This is a genomic window from Streptomyces sp., from assembly GCF_035563135.1.
Taxonomy (GTDB): Bacteria; Actinomycetota; Actinomycetes; order Streptomycetales; family Streptomycetaceae; genus Streptomyces.
In genome coordinates this window covers 1-19,739 of record NZ_DATMVN010000583.1, presented here as the reverse complement: position 1 = coordinate 19,739, position 19,739 = coordinate 1, and the positions used below count along the sequence as shown (strand labels likewise).

At 68.9% G+C, this 19,739-nt stretch carries 8 protein-coding genes and 3 pseudogenes; 7 read left to right on the top strand and 4 right to left on the bottom strand.

The features are described from left to right. Positions 1-68 precede the first annotated feature (68 nt). From VN520_RS26110 to VN520_RS26100, 3 genes and pseudogenes are all read left to right on the top strand, one after another. Positions 69-461, top strand: a pseudogene (locus VN520_RS26110) (IS5 family transposase); the annotation flags it as partial. A gap of 765 nt (positions 462-1,226) precedes the next feature. Beyond that, positions 1,227-3,716: a helix-turn-helix transcriptional regulator gene (locus VN520_RS26105; RefSeq protein ID WP_325749391.1), complete on the top strand. Its 2,490-nt coding sequence runs from the start codon at positions 1,227-1,229 to the stop codon at positions 3,714-3,716. A 350-nt stretch (positions 3,717-4,066) separates the two neighbouring features. Further along, positions 4,067-5,221 carry a BTAD domain-containing putative transcriptional regulator gene (locus tag VN520_RS26100; RefSeq protein WP_325749390.1) on the top strand — a complete coding sequence of 385 codons (1,155 nt, stop codon included), beginning with the start codon at positions 4,067-4,069 and terminating at the stop codon, positions 5,219-5,221. Between the two features lie 39 nt (positions 5,222-5,260). Here the strand turns inward: VN520_RS26100 and VN520_RS26095 are convergent. After that, positions 5,261-5,881, bottom strand: a pseudogene (locus VN520_RS26095) (cutinase family protein). Positions 5,882-6,283: 402 nt separating this feature from the next. Between VN520_RS26095 and VN520_RS26090 the strand changes: the two are divergent. Continuing rightward, the gene (locus tag VN520_RS26090; protein WP_325749389.1) at positions 6,284-7,948 is read left to right on the top strand and encodes a peptidase M23; all 1,665 of its coding nucleotides are present in this window, start codon (positions 6,284-6,286) and stop codon (positions 7,946-7,948) included. 128 nt (positions 7,949-8,076) lie between these two features. On the opposite strand, the gene VN520_RS26085 is transcribed toward VN520_RS26090, so the two are convergent. The 3 genes and pseudogenes from VN520_RS26085 to VN520_RS26075 all read right to left on the bottom strand — a co-directional run bounded on the left by VN520_RS26085 (position 8,077) and on the right by VN520_RS26075 (position 12,657). Continuing rightward, positions 8,077-9,084 (bottom strand): alpha/beta hydrolase, encoded by a 1,008-nt coding sequence (locus VN520_RS26085; protein ID WP_325749398.1) that lies wholly within the window; start codon positions 9,082-9,084, stop codon positions 8,077-8,079. Positions 9,085-9,294: 210 nt separating this feature from the next. Next, positions 9,295-11,781, bottom strand: a complete 2,487-nt coding sequence (locus VN520_RS26080; RefSeq protein WP_325749388.1) for a penicillin acylase family protein — start codon at positions 11,779-11,781, stop codon at positions 9,295-9,297. Positions 11,782-12,315: 534 nt separating this feature from the next. Then, a pseudogene (locus VN520_RS26075) lies at positions 12,316-12,657 on the bottom strand (transposase). Between the two features lie 170 nt (positions 12,658-12,827). Between VN520_RS26075 and VN520_RS26070 the strand changes: the two are divergent. The 3 genes from VN520_RS26070 to VN520_RS26060 all read left to right on the top strand — a co-directional run. Then, complete coding sequence (locus tag VN520_RS26070) at positions 12,828-13,838, top strand: LacI family DNA-binding transcriptional regulator (protein ID WP_325749387.1); 1,011 nt, start codon at positions 12,828-12,830, stop codon at positions 13,836-13,838. Positions 13,839-14,762: 924 nt separating this feature from the next. After that, the gene (locus tag VN520_RS26065; protein WP_325749386.1) at positions 14,763-18,134 is read left to right on the top strand and encodes a CARDB domain-containing protein; all 3,372 of its coding nucleotides are present in this window, start codon (positions 14,763-14,765) and stop codon (positions 18,132-18,134) included. Positions 18,135-18,422: 288 nt separating this feature from the next. Further along, the coding region (locus VN520_RS26060) for a discoidin domain-containing protein (RefSeq protein ID WP_325749385.1) at positions 18,423-19,739 on the top strand (1,317 nt) is incomplete at its 3' end.

Genomic DNA, 19,739 nt, shown 5'->3' with positions numbered 1-19,739 from the left:
ACTCTCAAAATCTGGTCGTCTTCGGACTGGCTTACTGATCTTTTCGTAAGTTCGGTAGGTGTGGTGGCGAGCGGTCCGGTCTGCCCATATCCGCCACAATCTCCGGCGCCAACGTTCACGACAGCCAAACCCTTATCCCGCTCGTGACGGGCATACCGCCTATCCGCTCCCGCCGAGGCCCCCGTCGGCGCCGGCCCGGCAAGCTCCACGCCGACAAGGGCTACGACTACCGCCACCTGCGGCAATGGCTGTCCGGGCGCGGAATCCGGCACCGCGTCGCCCGCAAAGGCATCGAAACCCCGCAGCGACTCGGCCGACACCGCTGGACCATCGAACGCACCATGTCCTGGCTTGCCGGCTGCCGACGACTCCATCGCCGCTACGAACGCGAGGCCGACCACCTCCCGGCCTTCACCAGCATCGCCTGCACCCTCATCTGCTACCGCAGACTCACCAAATGAGATGAATTCTTACGTGCAGCCTGCCACCGTCATCGTTCGTGTGCCGCGCGAAGATGTACACGGCGCGTGCCTTGCCGAAGTACTTCGACTGGTGCGTGCCGCACTACCGGCCGGTGCGGACTCGGCCACCGCTCGGATCGGTCGGCTCCTGGACGATCGCGCCACCGAGCAGCGTGTGCTCCGCGAGGTCCTGCGGCTGATCGAAAATGGCGACCACGGCGAGACCGCGGCCGGGGACACAGACCCTTCGAGGGGTGCCATCTCTTCTTCCTCCAAGACCCCGCGGCTCTGCCGGCGGTGACCCGGTTTCTCGCTGAGCGGTAGGAGCCCGCCCGATGCCGGTGTGCCCCACTCCCGAATCGAGGAAGTCAATCGGAGCTCCGCTCAATGGCAGCAGGAGGCCGCCAGGCTGAGAAGGATGAACGCGACGGCTGTCAGCAGGAGACATCCGGCCGAGCTCGGACCACGCCTTCGGGTCTCGAGCAGGCCGGCCGGGGGAGTGCCGGGGTGCTTGCGAGCGTAGTGCTCGACCTGCCGATGCAGTCCCTCGGGCCGTGCGAGCCAGGGTGTCTTGAAGCCGCACTCCCCGCACCAGTAGCGGTGGGCCACGTCCGCTCCTCGCCTTCCGTCGGTGCGCTCCGGGCGCCGACTCCGAGCGTGACCTTGGTCATGTTGGCCGTACAGGCCAGAGGACCGGCCATCGGTGACCGGAGGCCGCGGGTAGGCTCACCGCCGTTCGAACCGGTGAGCAGGGGGAGAGGCTCGATGACGGAGGTTCTCGGCACGTTGCTGCGCCAGTTGCGCGTCGAGGCGGACCTGACACAGGAACAGGTGGCTGAACGGTCCGGTGTCAGCGTGCGTACCATCCGCCGGCTGGAGAGCGGCGGATCCACGAACCACCGCATGGGGACGGTCAATCTGCTTGCCGACGCACTCGGCCTGGAAGAGGCGGACCGGCTGAGGCTGGCTGCCACCGTCGCCGGCTCATCCTCCGCCCCTGCCGGCCGGGCGGGAACCGAGATCCGGCCCGAACCTCATCCGGTGCCCGCGCAGTTGACCGGTCAGCCAGCCCAGGACAGCGTTACCCGGCGCGACGGCCAGCGGCCGGCAGCGCCGGAGCCACCCCGATTGCCGGTGCACGACGCCCTCGCCGACGCCGCGCGTGAGCTGGCGACGGAGGTGCGGCGCCGCTGGCGCCGCGAGGAGGCGCAACGCCATGTCCACGACCCGTTCCCGCTGCCCGTCCGGTGGAAGCCGACGCCTACCGGGCTGACCGACCGCGCGGAGAACATTCAACGTCTCGGACCGGGTGGGACACCGCGCGAGGTGGATCTGGACGGCGACCTGCGCAGCGTGGCCGAGGTCTACCTCAGGATCCCCTCCGGGCGGATGGCGGTCCTCGGCCGCGGGGGCTCGGGCAAATCCATCCTCACGATCAGGCTCACCCTGGACCTCCTGGAAGCCGCTGCCCCGCACAGCCGGGTGCCGGTCATCTTCAGCGTCGGCTCCTGGGACCCCTCGACCACCGCACTGCGGGACTGGCTGATCGGCCGACTGCTACGCGACCACCCGCATCTGGCCCGCTACACCACGCCCGGGGCGACCCTGGCCGCCGCGATGATCGACGCCGACCTCATCCTTCCGGTCCTGGACGGGTTCGACGAGATCGCCGAAGGCCTGCGGTGCGAAGCCCTGAAGGCCCTGAACGCCACCTCCGTACCGCTCATCCTGACGAGCCGGCGCGACGAGTACGCCGAAGCGGTCAGGGCGGCACACGCACCACTCGTCTGGGCGGGGGGCATCGAGCTCACCGACCTCACCGTCGAGGACCTCGTCGACTACCTGCCCCGTACCACCCGCACCATCCCCTCCCAGGAGAGCGACGGCGACAGCACCGACGTATCCGGCTCGGCATGGGACGCGGTCCTCACGCTGTTGCGCACGCGCCAGGCGCCCGGGACCGCCGTCCTCGCCACGGTGCTGACCACCCCGCTCATGATCATCCTCGCACGCACCCTGTACAGCGAGACGCCCGGCAGGGATCCCGCCGAACTCCTGGATGCTGCCCGGTTTCCTTCGGTGAGGAGCCTGGAGGAACATCTGCTGGCGGGTTTCGTGCCCGCTGTCTACCGACGGCGCCCTGCGGAACGGGATGCCACCGGAACGCAGCCGAAGGCATCGTACGCGGACTCCGCGCGGGCCGAACGCTGGCTCGGCAACCTCGCCCACCACCTGGCCCGTCTCGATGTGGAGCGCCAGGACCTCGCGTGGTGGCAGCTCGGCGATTCCCTGTCACGCACGGTGCGGACCCTGGCCGTCGTGCTGGCCACCGCAGTGAACGTCACCCTGGCCAACTGGCTGCTCGGCCTGCTGCTCACTTCGCTGCCCTTGCGCGAACTCCTGCTGCAAGGCGGCCTCATGGGGCCTGCCGCAGGTCTCGCCTTCGGAGCCGTGTACGCGTTGGTGGACCGGTCCGGCCGCGGAGCCGCGTTCGAACCTGCCCGGGTCCGGCTGGAGCTGCGCACCGGGCATGACGGTCGCGGCCTCCGGCCCCTGCGCACCTTCGCTGTCCGGTTCGGGCAGGGGCTGATCGGCGGCACCGTCATGGGCGTCGGATGCGCCTGCGCCCTCACCCTCGGACGCGCGCTGGCCGCCGGGACATCCGTCACCGACCCGCGCATCATCCAGGGCACCCTGATCAACATGCTGGTCCTCGGGCTGGTCTTCGGCTCTGCCGCCGGTGTTGTCTTCGGGCTCATGGCCGCACTCGAAGTGCCCGTGGACGTTACGACGGCGGCCACCCCGATCAGTCTCCTGTCCTCGAACCGTACGACGGCGGGCCGCCAGTTCCTCATCCTGGCCCCCGCGTTCACCTTGGCCATCGCCCTCGGCGGGTACCTGATCGTCCACCTGCTCCAGGGCATGGTGGGATCGCTCAACTGGGGAGTCCAGGACAGCCTGTACATCGGCTCGGTCGGAGGCCTGGGCGGCGCGGCCTCCTATGTGTTCGCCTTCACGGCCTGGGGGCAATGGGTCGTGCTGGCACGTGTATGGATGCCTTTGACCGGGCGGCTCCCCTGGGACCCCGCCGCGTTCCTGGACGACGCCTACCACCGGGGGGTGCTGCGCCAGACCGGAGCCGTGTACCAGTTCCGCCATGTCCGGCTGCAGCACCACCTCGGACGCACCTACCGGGGCCGGCACCGGAACTTCGCACCGGCCACCTTCACGCCCCCTCCGACCGGCACACCGTAACCACGGGAACAGCATGGCGGGTGATCCGCCACCGGCACGGACCACAGGCCCTTCGGGGCCGGTCACCAATGGCCGGTGGCTTGGCCTGTTGGCCCTACCGCCCGGGACACCACCATCGGGATGTCCGGCTCGCGGCAGCTCACCGCGCCGCAGGAGTCTCCTCGACCGAGCTCACCAGAAGGGCTGACGCGCACGGGGGAAGCAGTCCGCGCGGGCGATAGCCGCCGTGCGGGAGAAGCCCCGGTCGTGCATGTCACTCCGGAGCGTTCCGGATGCCTTGACCGACGCTCTCGCCACTAACTTGCCGACGGCGCCCGACAGACCGACCAGTCAGATCCCGGGGAGCAGCGATGCCCATGACCGCCACCACCCAACGCCCGACTGCCACCATGCTCAGGCATCAGGAGCACCGAGTGCTCTCCGCGGTCGGCTGCGGCCTACGGGACGACGAGATCGCCTTCGCCCTCGCCATCCCCGAGGCCGCAGTGGCCGAACACCTCGCGCGGATCCTTGCGAAACACGGCCTGCGCGACCGGGCCGCCGCCATTGTCCATGCCTTCGACTGCGGCCTCGTCGTCCCCGGGCGCGGCCGCCGCACACGGCCGGTGAGCCCGGCGCCACAGCCTGCCGCGGGCCGGGCCGGGATGGACCGGTTGGCGACAGACCGGGCGGCCGGGCCGAAGATACGGATCTCCTTACTCGGTCCGCTGCAGGCATGGCAGGACGGACGGCCCCTGAACCTGGGGCATCTGCGTCAGCAGGCCGTACTGGCGGCGCTGGCTCTGGGAGCGGGGCGTACCCTCAGCCAGCAGGAACTGCTGGGCGATGTGTGGGGAGTGGAGCCGCCGGTCGCGAACGTGGTGCCGGTGTACATCTACCGGCTGCGCAAGGCCCTGCGCATCGGGGACAGCCCGGACTCGGTCATCGAGCACGCCCGGCGTGGGTACCGACTGGTGCCCGGAGCAGTCGACGTCGACGCGGCACGCCTGGAAGAGCTGGTTGCCGACATCGCGGCCGCCGACAGAGCGGGCGACGCGACCGAGACGGTCCGGCTGTGCACCCACACCATCGGGCTGTTCCGCGGAGAGGTCCTGGCCGGTCTGCCGGGCCCACTCGCCGAGCTGGAGCGGCTGCGGCTCACCGAGCGCAGGATCGCCCTCGTACAGCAGAAGTCGGAGTGGCAGCTGCGGCTGGGCCACGACTCGGAAGCGATCGCCGAGCTGTTCGCCACGTCCGCGGCGAACCCGCTGAACGAGCCGTTGGCCGCGATGCTGATGCGGGCGCTGTACCGCAACGGCCGCCAGGCCGACGCCTTGACCGTGTTCGACCGGGCCCGCTGCCGGCTTGCAGACGATCTGGGTGTTGCTCCGAGCCGGATGCTGCGGCGGACGCACCAGATGATCCTGCGCGGCGACGAGGAAGGCCTCGCCCCCACCGTCGTGCGGCACGGCCGCACAGCACCATCTGCCGGCGGCCGGTTGATCCCGGCCGAGGGCAGACGGTGAAGGACGGGGCCGCTCACCGGGCGGTGGGGGCCTGTGCGGTCACCAGGAGGCGGGGCTCCAGGCGCCGTTGTACCACTGCTCGTTGGAGCTGTCGTTGTGGTGGCCCATGTCGAAGTCGTGGGGGTAGTTGTTGATGTGGTTGGCCGGGTAGGTCCAGATGCCGGCGGACTCGTCACAGACGTAGTCCCAGTGGCAGATGGTCTTGACCGGTACGTTGCCGAAGAACCTGTCGGCGCCGGCGAGCGGGGCGCCGACGATGCCTCCGAACGGCACGGATCCGCCGTTGGCGCCGGGCGGGGCCTGGCGCTTGGGATCGGCGATGAGAATGGCGTTGACATTGCCGAACGTCTGTCAGTTCTCGGTGACCCAGATGTGCACCACCGCGGCGCCCAGGGAATATCCGCCCATTTTGACGTGCTGGTCAGGGCACACGTTCCGCTGGTCGCGGACCAGCCGGTTCAGCTCGTTGACTCCCGCGCGGGCACTCGCGCCGTTGGGAATCTGGGTGGGATATCCGACGTGCTGCTGGATGTTGCCGGTGAAGTTGTCGTTGTTCCACGAACTGCCCGTGCCACCGACGACGATTGTGCAGGTGCCCTCGCACGGAGCCGCTGCCTGAGCAGTGGTGCCCTGGGCCACTGAAAGCCCGGCAGTCAGCATGATTCCGGCCGACGCGGCCGCGATGCTTTTGCTCGCATTCGATTCTCCTCATGTAGTTGGCCTGCGCGTCTGCTGTCTTCTGCCGCACGCGATCGGCCGAGGTCACCGGACGACAGTGGCAGCAACCGATGATTTCCCGATGAAACCCGTAGTGCGCTCGTCCGGCGGGGGACCCCTGCCGACATCGGATCCGTGTCCCCAGACCGTAAGAAGGCTGATTCCATCGGTCTTTCATCGGTGTCCCCTACAGTCGGCGTCGATGACCGAAGGGAATCGGCCGCCCTGCCCGGCCCGGCGGCCGGCGCTGTCCGTCATCTGCCGCAACTGGCCGACCGGCTTGTTCCGGAGGGGCCGGAAATCGGCTGAACTCCCGCGAAGTTCGTGAAAAGGAAAGGGCACACCATGGCAAGACCCGGCTTACACCGCGTGTTCATCAGACTGGCCCTCCTGGCCGGTATCTGGGGGCTGGTCATCGGAATGACCACCTCGGTCGCCGTTGCCGAACCTCCGCCTGTTCCTCGCCCGGGCGACGACCGGTACGGTGTCTCCCACTACTTCAGCGGCCCGGAGGGGCTGGCCATTCCGACCGTGCCCTGTGACCCGGCCGGCCCTTCGGCCACCGACGGCATCATGGCTGACCAGCTCAACCCGCAGCTGAACGCGAAGATGGCCGGATATCTGAACGCGTACAAGATGTCCTGCGCGCGGATGGTCACGCAGGCGGTGAAGGACCGGGGGCTCAACCCGAGGGCCGCGGCAATCGCCATCGCCACGATCATCGTGGAGGCCAGCATGAACAATTACTCCGCGGCCGTCGACCACACCAGCCTGGGGCTGTTCCAGCAGCAGGACTGGTGGGGCAGCCGGGAACAGCGCCTGGACCCGATCTACGCCACCAACGCCTTCCTCAATGCGATGGAAGACCACTTCGAGAACGGCTCGTGGAACAACGAGGCGATCGGCGACGTCTGCTGGCAGGTTCAGCAGCCGAGAGAAGACCTGCGCTATCTGTACGGGATCGAGGCGGGCGACGCGGAGCTCATCGTCAGCGCGCTGTGGTCCGGTACCAGCACCGGCCCCAAGCACCCGTACGCCTCGGGTCAGGTGGTGTCCGGGCGGTCCGCGGACGGACGGCTGGAGGCCTTCGCAGCCGGGGCCGACGGTGTGTTCCACTCGTGGCAGACCGAGGTGAACGGTGCTTGGTCGCCGTGGCAGCCGGTGGGCGGTCCGCGCAACGCGGAACTGGCAGTGGCGTCCAACGCGGACGGCCGGCTTGAGCTGTTCGCGCTGTCGGACACCACGCTCGACCACATGTGGCAGACCGATCCCAGTGCGGGTTGGTCCTCCTGGGCGAACTTCGGCACCGGCGGGCACCGGCTGGCAACAGGGAACAACGCCGACGGCCGTATCGAGGTGTTCGCTTCCAACCCTAGCGGTGTGTTCCACCGATGGCAGACCGCGCCCAGCGGTGGCTGGGCCGACCAGTGGCAAGAGGTCGTCGGCGGTCCGGCCGATGCGCGCCTCGCCATGGAGAACGCACCCGACGGACGGCTGGAAGTGTTCGCACTGTCGGATTCGACCTTCCGGCACCTGTACCAGACCGGCGTCAACGCCGGCTGGTCGGCCTGGGAGGAATTCGGCACCGGCGGGCACGATGTCGCCGCCAGCTACAACCAGGACGGCAGGCTCGAGGTGTTCGCCTCCAATCCCAACGGCGTATTCCACCGATGGCAGACCGGACCGGCCTCGTGGTCGGAATGGCAGGACACCCATGGGATCGCCAACGCCGCGCTGACCACCTCCCGGACGGTCGACGGCCGGGTCGAGGTGTTCGCGATCAACGCCGATACGGCCAGTCACACCTGGCAGACCGCACCGAACGCGGCCTTCTCCGCATGGGAGAACTTCGGAGAGGGCGGTACCGAGATCAACACGGCCAACAACGCCGACGGTCGCATCGAGGTGTTCGGCACCAGCAGCGCCGGCGTCTACCACCGGTGGCAGACCGGCTTCTCGACCTGGTCACAGTGGGCCTGGCTGAACGGTCCCGGCCCCGCCGTCGAATAGAACGAGAAGGGGTGATCAGAAGGCAGAACGAGAAAGCGCGAGAGCCTGGCAAGCGCCCGCCGTTGTCCCGCGCCGCAGCTGCGGCGCGGGACAACGGCGGGCGTACGACCGTGCGGTCCTGCGGACGGTCAGGAGGCGAAGGCCTTCTCCAGCCGGGGGATCAGGTCCCGGAGGTCCTGCTCCCAGCAACCGGCGTTGTGGTCGCCGTTGCACTGGGTGCCCCAGCCGGAACCGTCGCCGTAGTTGACGTAGTAGTACGGCATGCCCAGCGAGTCCATGCGGGCCTTGACGTTCTTGGCCGCGCCCGAGACCCAGAACTCCAACGTGCCGATCTGGCCTCCGCCGTCGCCCGTGTAGATGGAGACGCCGATTCCGGCGAGCTTTTCCATGTTCTGCTTCGGGTCCACCTGGTTGAACCGCCAGTCGGCGTTGAACACCGGGTAGGGCGAGCCGAATGCGGCGTCGCTGTCCACTGCGGGTTTGTAGGGGGAGTTCTCCCCGCCTTGTGCGTCGATGAGGGAGGCGACGACCGCGAACCGCAGGTCCATGGAGGCGGCCGACAGGTCGATGTCGCCCGACAGGGATGCGGTCTGGCTGAACAAGTCGGGACGGACCTGGGCGTAGTGGAAGGCCCCGAATCCACCCATGGAGATGCCGGCGACGGCCCTCGCCTTCTTGGTGGCGATGGTCTTCAGGTTCGCGTCGATGTACGGAATCACCTGCTTGAGGTGGAAGTTCTCCCAGTTCTGGGCCCCGGCCGGGGTTTTCTGGTCGAGCCAGTTGGCGTACCAGCCCCGGGCCCCGCCATCCGGGATGACGGTGATCATCTCGTTCGACATGCTCAGCGCCGGGTAGTTCTGCTGGATCGGGTCGTCGGGCGAACCGTGGAGGAAGTACATCACCGGATAGCGTCTGGCCGGGTCGTCGTAGTAGCCGCTCGGCAGGATGATCTTGATGTGCTGCTCGCCCGCGACCTCGGGCGTGGTCACCGTGAGGTAGAAGTTGGTGGCGTCTCCCGTCGCTGTACCGACCTGGGTCAGACCGAAGCCGTCCTCCATCCTCGGTGGCGCCGCACCATCGGCGGCCTGTGCCACGCCCGCAGGCATGACCATGGCGACAGCGGCGACGGCCACCATCCAGGCCATTACCGAGCGCCACCAGTTCGACTGTCTTTTCACAGCGTGCCCCCTTGTGATCCGTGATCCGTGTGCTTCTTGTGGTCTCTTCTTCGCGCAGCACGCACGGTATCGGCCGGCGATGAAACGCCCATGAAGGAGCACGCCGGGGACCGTCGTCGACGGTCCCCGGCGTGCTCGCGGGGCAAGTCCCGGTCACGGGCCCCTGGTTCAGTCGAGGACCTTGGTCTCCAGTTCCGGTGAGGCCGCGATCTGTTCCTCGGTGAACCGCTCGGTCACCCACTGGCCCGCCGAGAACAACTTTGTCTGATCGGTGAAGTGCGGCGAGTTCGGGTTGGCCGACTGGGAGTAGGCCAGGACGGAGTACGTCTCCGGCGGGCCCTCGGCGGTGAATCGCACCTGCTGGATGAAACTGGACCCGAAGACGACGTCCAGTTTCCCGTCGACCTGCCCGGTCTCGATCACGTTCAGCACGCCGAGTTTTCCGAACGCGCCGTGGATCGGTACCTGTTCACTGCCACGAGTGACCTTCTGGATGTCCGAGAGCGGCGCGTTCAGCGGAATACCTGCCTTGCGCAGCGCGATGACCGTCCGCCCGAACGCGTCGCGGACGGCCGAGCTTCCGGAGTCCAGCGAGTTGGGCGTGTGCACCGGATCCTTGGGATCGAAGGGAACACGCCAGGGCAGCTTCTCGACTCCCTGTGAACCCTGCAGCGCAGCCCAGTAATTGGCGAAGAGCAGGGACCCCCGGCTGTCCGCCGTGAAGTCGTGGCTCTTCCATGCGGCCAGAATCGGGCACGCCTCGCTCACGTTGACCAGATTGCCGTCCACCAGGATGAGCCCGAAGGCGACGCTCTGGCACATCGACACCGTGGCGTTGAGGGCCAGGTCGGCGGCTCTGCTGTTGTCGGCGAAGAGCAGCCGCCCCATGGACTCCGGAGTGAAGCCCTTGCCCGGCAGGCCGTCGGTGCCATTGATCCGGTTCTGCGCGGTCAGGATCAGTTCCTGGGTGCGCAGCGACCTGGGCGACCCCATGCCGCCCATGATCCGCGGATAGGTCAGCGGCTGCTCGGGGTTGGCCAGCCAGGGGCTGTCGTTGGCGTTGCCCGCGTAGTCGGACCGGATCAGCCGCGGTTGTTTGCGCGGGTCCAGCAGTCCTGGCTCGACCGCGTTCGGATCCTTGGGCCAGTCGCATGCGCTGCGCTTGCCGTCGAGGATGGAGACCGGCGGTACGCCCGCCAGCGGGAGCGACTGGTTGAACAGCAGCTTGCCGGTTTCGGTGAGGCACGAGGCGGCGTGCTCGTCGGTGATGTTGGGGACGGCCTGGATGTCCGCGTAGAGCGCGTTGCCCTTGCGGTCGGAGGCGACGGTGTTGAAGAAGGGGACGCCCTGTGTGGTCTCCAGGGTGTCCACCACCTCGTTGACGTCCTTGGCCTGGTCCAGGCGGAACCAGGTGTTCAGAGCCCGCAGGTTGTTCATGTTCACGTCGCGCACCGCGTGCGCGCTGACCACCCAGGGCAGCGGGTAGCCCAGGATGGACGTGGTGATCGGGCCGTACCGGGTGGACCACAAAGTCCGGGTGACCTTGCCGAGGGAGCCGTCCTTCTGACGGACGTCCACGGCGACCTGCTGCGAGGTCATCTGTTCCCATGCGCCGTCGACCAGGTACTTGGTCGGATTGAGCGGATCCACCTGCACGTCGAACAGCCCGAACGGGGCGACCGTGGCGACGGTGTGGCTCCAGGCGACGTCGTCGTTGTGCCCGATGTTCACCGCGGGAAGACCGAGCAGGCTGGCCCCGGAGATGTTGACCTTGCCCGGGATGGTGAGCTGGCTCTGCCACATCCGGTTTTTGCCCTGCCACGGGAAGTGCGGGTTGGCCAGCAGCATGCTGGTGCCGCCGGACACGCCCTTCGATCCGACCGCCAGGGCGTTGCTGCCCATGCCCTGGCTACGGCTCGCCGCCATCGCGTCGCGGATCCTCGCCGCGGTTTTCGCGGGCGAGGTCTTGGCCGGTGCCTTTTTCTCAACTGAGGACGCCCGCGACGCGGCTGCTGACGACCCCGGGGGCACAGCGGTCACCTGGCCGTCCAGCAGCGGGTCGGCGGTGCCCATGATGATCTCGGCGTGCGCATGCCGGTAGACGTCCAGCTCCGTAATCGGACGCACCCAGTCGGCGCCGCGGCAGGCCGGGTCGGTGAGGTTGTCCACGCCCGTCTCGGACAGGTACCGGTTGTATCCCTGGACGTAGCCGTGAATGGCCTCTTTGACCTCGGGCTCGGGCCCGTCGGGGGCGGGCTCGGCGACCAGCCGTTCCACCACCCCGTTGTCCTTGATCCGCTGGAAGTACAGGTCGCTGTTGAGATTGGTGGTGGTGTTCTGGTTCTGCCCGGGGCTCGTCCTGCCGTCGGGTCCCAGGTAACGGGACCGCTGGGCGTTGACCATCAGATAGGTGTCGGCCAGGGTGCAGATGTTGTCCTTGGCCGCCGCGTATCCGTAACCCGTGCCCAGCCCGCCCCAGTCCGAGGCGGTGATGTGCGGGATTCCGTACTCGGTGTAGCGGATCGTCGGTTTGGCCGGGCCCCCTTCGGCGGCCGGTCCCGGTGCGGCCGACCCGGTGGCCGCCATGGTGCTCAGTGCCGCCACCACGGCCATGGCTGCCATCGGCAGCCTCGCTCTGAATCTCCTCCGCGGCATCGAGCCCGTCCTTCCCCCTGGTAGAGACCTTCGTCCGAACGGGGCCACGTTAGGAAAGAGCGATGAAATCTCGATGATGCCGCCGCGGGGGCAGGCGCCGGCCACGCCGGGCAGCGGGCTGGTGTTCGGCCCGGCGCCAACGGGGGGTCCATCGTCGACCTGGGCCACCCGGGCCGGTCTGCGCTCCACGAACACCGACGGCACCTCGGGCGGCACGGTGAACACGTCGACGAACGGTGCGTGGAGGCACTTCACCTGCACCGACCGACCTCGGTTGTTACCGTGCCGGCTCCTGGACACTCTCCTGCCTCATCCCCGAGCCGACCACGATCCCGTCACCCACGCACTGAACCGGTCCGCCCGGAGAAGACGTCGCCAGGCCATCGCCCGCTACTGCCACTTCCGAAAACGCGGCTCAGGACACGAACCGCTGCCGGATCACTAATGGTGAAGCCGCCTCGCGACCGTCCCAACCCGTGATCACGAGGCTCGATGAACACGCCGCCCGGTGGCTCCTTCCGCAGGCCGCCCTGCTTACGAGCCCCGGTCGCATGCTGGTGGGCGCGAACAGACCGTGGAGTCGACGTTCAGGTCCCACGTGATCGCACCCCTGGCATCGGCCAGGGACTGGAGCCGGGTGAGGGTCCGGTGCCAGGTGCCGTTCCGCTGCCATCGACGGAACAGGTCGTAGACCCGGCTCCACGGCCCGTACTCAGCAGGAACATCACGTCAAGGAACACCAGTACGGGCCCGGAACCGTATGCCGTCGATCAACAGCTGCCGAGGCCACACGGGCGGCCGCCCCGCCCTGGCGCCCTTCGGCAACAACGGTTCCAGCACCGCCCACTGCTCGTCCGTGAGATCTTCCCGCCCCATGGGCTGAGATCATTCACAGCCCAAGATCTACTTTCGGCACACGCCCTGGGGCCGCCGCCGGTGCCCCTTTCCGCGGGGCCAGGTGGTGAGGGCCTGCGACTTGCGGCCGTGCTGCAATCTCGGCAAGAAATGTGTAACTTTCTGACTCTCTTTGCGCTAGAGTTGCGTTCGTGACGCGACGACTTGCTCTAGTGGCGAAAAAGGTGGGAGTCAGCGAGGCCACGGTCAGCCGAGTTCTCAACGGCAAGCCGGGGGTTTCGGAGACCACCCGCCAATCCGTGCTCAGCGCACTGGACGTCCTCGGCTACGAGCGTCCCACGCAGTTGCGCGGGGAGCGGGCCAGGCTGGTGGGTCTGGTCCTGCCGGAGCTGCAGAACCCAATTTTTCCGGCCTTCGCCGAGGTCATCGGCGGTTCTCTGGCGCAGCAGGGACTCACGCCGGTGCTCTGCACGCAGACCAGGGGCGGAGTTTCGGAGGCCGACTACGTCGACCTGCTCCTGCAGCAGCAGGTCTCCGGGGTGATCTTCGCCGGGGGGCTCTTCGCGCAGGCCGACGCGCCGCACGAACACTACCGGCAGCTGGCGGAGCGCAAGATCCCCGTCGTCCTCGTCAACGCGCCCATCGAGGAGCTCGATTTTCCGTGTGTCTCCTGCGACGACATAGCCGCGGTGGAGCAGGCATGGCGTCACCTCTCCTCGTTGGGGCATGAACGCATCGGCCTTGTCCTCGGTCCCGAGGACCACATTCCCTCGCGCCGGAAGCTGACCGCGGCGCGGACGGCCGCAGCAGCGGCGGGAACGGCGTTGCCGGAGGAGTGCGTGGAGCGCTCGATGTTCTCGCTCGAGGGCGGGCAGGCGGCCGCGGGGCGGCTGTGGGACCGAGGGGTGACCGGAGTCATCTGTGCGAGTGACCCGCTGGCCCTGGGCGCCATCAGAGCCGCTCGGCGGCGCGGACTCACCGTTCCCACCGATGTGTCCGTGCTCGGGTTCGACGATTCGGCCTTCATGAACTGCACCGAGCCGCCCTTGTCGACGGTGCGGCAACCGATCGAAGCGATGGGGCGGGCAGCCGTGGACCTCCTGTGTGCCCAGATCCTGGGGACGCGGGCGCACCCTGGTGAGCTGCTCTTCGAGCCGGAGCTCGTGGTGCGGGGCTCGACCGCGCCACCGTCCAGCATCTGACCCGCGCCCGCTCACCGGCTCGCTCCTGGTTCCGCGCGGGGTGCGCGGCCGTACGGACGGTGCCTGAGGGCCGGACCTGACGGTCCGGCCCTTTTCCTGCGCCCGGCGCGCGTGGGCGGCTTCCCGTATCCGCCGTGAAGCGCATGGCGGATGACGGATGGCGGGGCAACGGGTGCTGTCGGTCCCGTGCACGGGGGACGGGGGACCGGGGACGGCGCGCGGCCCCGGTGCGCGGCCGGAAGGCAGCGCATCCGCACGCGGCGGCCGGCTCTCCACGAACAGGCGGGTCATCGTCGATGGGCACACCGAACCCGTGCTCGCCACAACCCCGTCCGGGTCCGGGCGGTACCCCGTCGAAGAGCGTGGAGCGGCGTGGTCCAACCGCTGCCCGCGAGGGGCGTGATCGCGCTGGGCGGCGGTCCTCGCGCCGGCCAAGACCTCGCCGTCCCGCACCGCAGGGCCGACGGCCCCCGGTCGTCATCGGTCCTTCCACCCGGATTCCTCGCCCTCACGGGTCGCCGCGGAACGAGGCAGGTCCGAAGCCGGCCTGTGACTCGCGCGGCCGGGACCGGGCGCCCCGGGCGGGATGGGGGGTGATCCGTCCTGTTCGCCGCGGGCGGCCGCTCAGGACGCTGACCTGGTGTGCGCGTCCCTCCAACAGGGCAGTCGTGCCGGTCCCGTTGACAAAGTGGTGACCTGACGGAAACCTGTCACCTGGTTATCGCAAAAGATTGACTGAACAGCTCAAAAACGATGGCTGACACTCAAATGTTCCGCCTTGGGCATGGAAGGTGTCGTGCGAGGACCCTGTCGACGTTCATCCGCGCATCCGCCTCCGACCCCGCCCTCCTTCCCCGGCGCTGTTCGCGCCGTCGGCAGGGCGAGTCACGGCCGGCAGCCCGGGTGAGGAATCAAGAGGACTTCATGCGATTGAGAAACCACGGGCGGCGAGTGATCACCGGCTCGGTGATGGCGGGTCTGATAGGCGTGGGGATGCTTCCCGCACCCGCCCATGCCGCCGAGGGCCCCAACCTCGCCCTGGGCAGGCCCGCGACGGCGGGCGGCACGAACGGCAGTTACGTCGCCGGCAACGTGACGGACGGCAGCCAGGCGTCCTACTGGGAGGGCCCCGGCGGGTCGTTCCCCCAGTGGGTACAGGTCGATCTGGGGGCCGGCACCGAGGTCGACCGGGTCGCGCTGAAGCTGCCGGCTTCCTGGGGCTCCCGTGTCCAGACGCTGAGCGTGCTGGGCAGCACGAACGGATCCTCCTTCACCGCGCTCTCCGGATCCGGGGCGCGTACCTTCGACCCGGCCGACGCCAACACGGTCAGCATTCCCGTCACCGCGACCACGGCCCGCTACATCCGCGTGCAGGTGGCGGCCAACACCGGATGGAACGCGGCTCAGCTGTCCGAGCTGGAGATCTTCGGCGAGGACGACGGCGGTCCGGTCGACCCGCCGCCGACCGGCACCAACCTGGCGCGCAACAAGCCGATCAAGGCCTCTTCGTTCACCCAGACGTACACGGCGGCCAACGCCAACGACGGGAACACCGCCACCTACTGGGAGTCGGCCGGCTTCCCCGCGACCCTGACCGCCGAGCTCGGCGCCAACGCCGACATCGAAGCGGTCCGGATCAAGCTCGACCCCGGCCAGGCGTGGGGCCCGCGGACCCAGTCCGTCGAGGTGCTCGGACGTGAGCAGTCCGCGTCCGGCTTCATGTCCCTCAAGGCCCGCGCCGAGTACCGGTTCAGCCCGTCCTCCGGCGGCAACACCGTCACCATCCCGGTGACCGGCCGGTACGCCGACGTGCAGCTGAGGTTCTTCACCAACAACGGCGCTCCCGGTGCCCAGGTCGCCGAATTCGAGGTGGTGGGCGCCGTGGCGCCGAACCCGGACCTGACCGTCACCGACCTTGTGTGGGCCCCCTCCTCCCCCTCGGAGACGGACCCCGTCGAGGTCAGCGCGACCGTCCGCAACGCCGGGACCGCCGCCTCGCCGGCCACCTCCGTCAACGTGAGCCTCGAAGGCGCCGTGTCGGGTACCGCGCAGGTCGGCGCACTCGCCGCAGGTGCCTCCGCGACCGTGAAGATCCCCGTCGGCAGGAAGGCGATGGGCAGCTACACCGTGTCGGCGGTCGTCGATCCGGCGAACACCGTCGTGGAGCAGGACGACTCCAACAACAGCCGGACCGGGGCCTCCAAGCTGGTCGTCGGCCAGGCACCAGGACCCGACCTCACGGTCACCGCGATCACACCGAACCCGTCCTCCCCGGCGGCCGGCGCGCAGGTCTCCTTCACCGCCACGGTCCAGAACCGGGGCACCGCCGGTGTCGCGGCCGGCTCCGTCACCCGCCTCGCCGCGGGGGCCACCACCTTGAACGGGACCACGCCCGCGGTCGCCGCCGGGCAGACGGTCACCGTGCCGCTCTCCGGCACCTGGACCGCCGCGAACGGGGGAGTGACCCTCACCGCGACGGCCGACGCCACCGCGACCGTCGCCGAGACCAACGAGAACAACAACGTCTTCAGCCGTTCGCTGGTCGTGGGCCGCGGCGCCGCCGTGCCGTACACGGAGTACGAGGCGGAGGACGCCCGCTACCAGGGCACCCTGCTCACCGCCGACGCCAAGCGGACCTTCGGCCACACCAACTTCGCCACCGAGTCCTCGGGCCGCAAGTCGGTCCGTCTGAACTCCACCGGTGAGTTCGTGGAGTTCACCTCCACCAACGCGTCCAACTCCATCGTCGTACGCAACTCCATCCCGGACGCCCCGTCCGGCGGCGGCGCCCAGGCCACGATCAGCCTCTATGCCAACGATGTCTTCGTCCGGAAGCTGACCCTGTCGTCGAAGCACAGCTGGCTCTACGGGAGGACCGACGACCCCGAGGGCCTGACGAACACGCCCGGAGCCGACGCCCGTCGGCTGTTCGACGAGTCCCACGCCCTGCTGGCCCAGTCCTACCCGGCCGGCACCGAGTTCCGGCTCCAGCGGGACGCGGGTGACAGCGCCTCCTTCTACATCATCGACATGATCGACCTGGAGCAGGTCGCGCCTCCGGCGTCCCAGCCGGCCGGCTGCGTGTCGATCACCGACTACGGCGCCGTGCCCAACGACGGCATCGACGACACCGACGCCATCCAGCGCGCGGTGACCGCCGACCAGAAGGGTGAGATCTCCTGCGTGTGGATCCCGGCGGGCCAGTGGCGCCAGGAGCAGAAGATCCTGACCGACGACCCGCTGGACCGGGGCGTCCACAACACGGTCGGCATCCGTGACGTCACCATCCGCGGCGCCGGTATGTGGCACTCCCAGCTGTACACCCTGACGCCGCCGCACCAGGCGGGCGGCATCAACCACCCGCACGAGGGCAACTTCGGCTTCGACATCGACCACAACACCCGGATCTCCGACATCGCCATCTTCGGCTCCGGCACCATCCGCGGCAACAACGCCGACGAGGAGGGCGGCGTCGGTCTCAACGGGCGGTTCGGCAAGGGCACCAAGATCAGCAACGTCTGGATCGAGCACGCCAACGTCGGGGTCTGGGCCGGCCGCGACTACACCAACATCCCCGAGCTGTGGGGCCCCGGTGACGGCGTCGAGTTCAGCGGCATGCGGGTCCGCAACACCTACGCCGACGGCATCAACTTCGCCAACGGCACCCGCAACTCCACCGTCTTCAACTCGTCCTTCCGCAACAACGGCGACGACGCGCTGGCCGTCTGGGCGAGCAAGTACGTCAAGGACACCTCGGTGGACGTCGGCTCCGACAACCACTTCCGCAACAACACGATCGAGCTCCCGTGGCGGGCCAACGGCATCGCGGTCTACGGCGGCTCCGGCAACACGATCGAGAACAACATCATCTCCGACACGATGAACTACCCCGGCATCATGCTGGCGACCGACCACGACCCGCTGCCCTTCTCCGGGCAGACCCTCATCGCCAACAACGCCCTGTACCGCACCGGCGGCGCGTTCTGGAACGAGGACCAGGAGTTCGGCGCCATCACCCTGTTCGCGCAGGGCCAGCCCATTCCGGGCGTCACCATCAGGGACACGGACATCGTCGACTCGACGTACGACGGCATCCAGTTCAAGACCGGTGGCGGCGAGGTGCCGAACGTCAAGATCACGAACGTGCGGATCGACAGGTCGAACAACGGCTCCGGCATCCTCGCGATGAGCGGCGCCCGCGGCAGCGCCACCCTGTCGAACGTGACGATCACCAACTCGGCCGAAGGCGACATCCTGGTCGAGCCCGGCTCGCAGTTCGTCATCAGCAACCCGTGACGCGGCCACCGGCGCCCCAGGCGCCGTGACGGCGGGGTCCGGCCACGGCGGTGGCCGGACCCACCCGGACCCCGAACACCCCGCCACCCCTGGTGAGCGGGGGCTTCGGCATGCCCTGGACCGCGCCGACACGACGCCCGCGACCCAACTGCCTTGAGCTGTAGACGAGTTGGCAATTCTCTGCAACTCTCGCACCGCTGGCCGCAAACAACTGATGTGGCGAGCCGCAGAGCAATCCGACGAGCCGCGCCGCGCAGCCCACGGGCGCGAGGCCGAGATCGAGGACACATGAGAACGCACAACCGGAGATCACGGGGCATGAGCGCCGTGATCGCGTTGAGCCTGCTGGCGCTCGGCGGTCCGCTCGTGACCGCCCAGGCCGCCGGGGGCCCCGACATCGCCGTGGGTGATCCCGCCGCCGCCAGCAGCGCGGTGCCGGAGTACGGCGCCGGGAACATCACCGACGGCAACCAGGGCACGTACTGGCAGAGCGCCGGACCGAACCTGCCGCAGTGGGTGCAGACCGACCTCGGTACGAGCACCCGTGTCGACGAGGTCGTCCTGAAGCTCCCGGCGGGCTGGGAGAGCCGCAACCAGACGCTCTCCGTCCAGGGCAGCGCCGACGGCACCGGCTTCACCACCCTCAAGAGCTCGGCCACGTACTCCTTCAGCCCCGGCGCCGGGAACACCGTCACGGTGGGCTTCCCGGCCGCCCGGACGCGCTTCGTCCGCGTCGACATCACCGCCAACACCGGCTGGCAGGCCGCCCAGCTCTCCGAACTCGAGGTGCACGGCGCCGACGGGACCTCGGCGAACCTCGCCGCGGGCAGGACCCTGACCGCGAGCAGCCACACCGAGGTGTACGCGGCGGGCAACGCAAACGACGGTAACAAGGCGACCTACTGGGAGAGCCGGAACAACGAGCTGCCCCAGTGGCTCCGGGCCGACCTCGGCTCCTCCGTCCGCGCCGACCGCGTCGTCCTGCGCCTGCCCGACGGGTGGGGCGCCCGCAGCCAGACCCTGAAGGTCCAGAGCAGCGCCGACGGCACGGACTTCACCGACCTCACCACCTCGAAGGCGTACGAGTTCTCCCCGTCCGCCCGGAACACGGTGACCATTGCGTTCGGCGCGACCACCGTCCGGTACCTCCGGGTCCTGGTCACGGCGAACAGCGTCCAGCCGGCCGCCCAGATATCGGAGCTGGAGGTCTACGGCCCGGGCACCGGTGACACGCAGGCGCCGACCGCCCCGGCGAACCTGGTGTACACCGAGCCGGCCACCGGCCAGGTGCGGCTGACCTGGGCCGCCTCCACGGACGACACCGGCGTCACCGGGTACGACGTCTACGCGAACGGCACGCTGCTGACGAGCGTGGCGGGCGACGTCACCATGTACACCGACAACCGCCCGGCCGGACAGACCGTGACCTACCACGTCCGGGCCAAGGACGCGGCCGGCAACCGGTCCGCCGACAGCAACACCGTCACCCGGCGGGCCGGCACCGGTGACACGCAGGCCCCGACGGCCCCGGCGGACCTGGCGTTCACCGAGCCCGCACCGGACCAGGTGAAGCTGGTCTGGAACGCCTCGTCGGACGACACCGGC